This window comes from Synechococcus sp. H55.10 (assembly GCF_047502715.1).
Taxonomy (GTDB): Bacteria; Cyanobacteriota; Cyanobacteriia; order Thermostichales; family Thermostichaceae; genus Thermostichus.
The window spans coordinates 1-992 of the sequence record NZ_JANSJJ010000074.1 but is presented as its reverse complement, the minus strand read 5'-3'; the positions used below and the strand labels follow the sequence as shown (position 1 = coordinate 992).

Sequence of the window (992 nt, the reverse complement as noted above, 5' to 3'; positions counted from 1 at the left end):
GTCTAGTACAGCAAGCCCGCAGCAAGGTAAGTACAATTTTGCGGGTCAACCATCGTTACCGAGAGAGAGGCAGTGACTTCTCAGAAGAGGAAATTGGGCGATGTCAAGCTTTCTTTAGCACCTTCCAGGACTACCTGTTGAGCTGTCTTCCGCCGGAGAGACAAGAACGCTATCAACTGGAGCGATATGTCAATTTTTATCGATTTCGGAGCTGGTACCGCGGCCGCAGCGATATAGAGTTAGCTTGGCATACGATTCGCACTCTGATCAAGGGCTATGAAGTAAGCGACTACTTGGATCCAGATTGCTATCGGGAATTGCCTCAAGCTGACCGCACTGTAGATGTAGAAGTCTTTGATCGAATATACAAGCAAGTTTGGCGAGGTTATCAGGAACGAACTACCTACGAAGGCTACTGGGACGATCAAGATTTGGCTAGAGATGTCCTACAGAATGGTTGTCTTAGATCAATTCATCCGGTCATTTTCTGTGATGAGGTTCAAGACTTTACCCAGCTTGAGCTGAATATTGTTTTCTGCTTGTCACCTTGGGGAAAATATAAGCTGGATTGGGCTATCGAGCGTTTACCTTATGCTTTTGCTGGGGATCCCTTGCAAACGATCAATCCTACATGATTTCGTTGGGATGCTCTAAGGAGCCATCTCTACAAGCATATCCATGCTTACTTGTTGCCGAGTCATTCTCTCGAGATTCCAAGTCCCCGAGAGTTAAAAAATAACTACCGCTGTAGCCCTCAGATCACTCGTTTTAGCAACCTGGTTAACCTGTGGCGGCGAGTTCTTAGCAATGATCGGGGGATTTATCCACAGCAGCCTTGGCGTTTTCAGGAACCAGGTAGGCCAGCTCAAAAGTTTGTGCTGGATGGCCAGGACAAGAACTTAACTCAACATGAGCTGAGGAGTATGCTCAGGAACAGCACGGGTACAGTTTGCATCCTGCCTTGTCCCATAGGAGAGGAGCTGGACTACGTG

The 992-nt window shown here is 47.6% G+C and carries 1 pseudogene; it reads left to right on the top strand.

What is annotated here, in order from left to right:
- A pseudogene (locus NW858_RS05635) lies at positions 1-635 on the top strand (hypothetical protein); the annotation flags it as partial.
- Between the last annotated feature and the right edge of the window lie 357 nt (positions 636-992).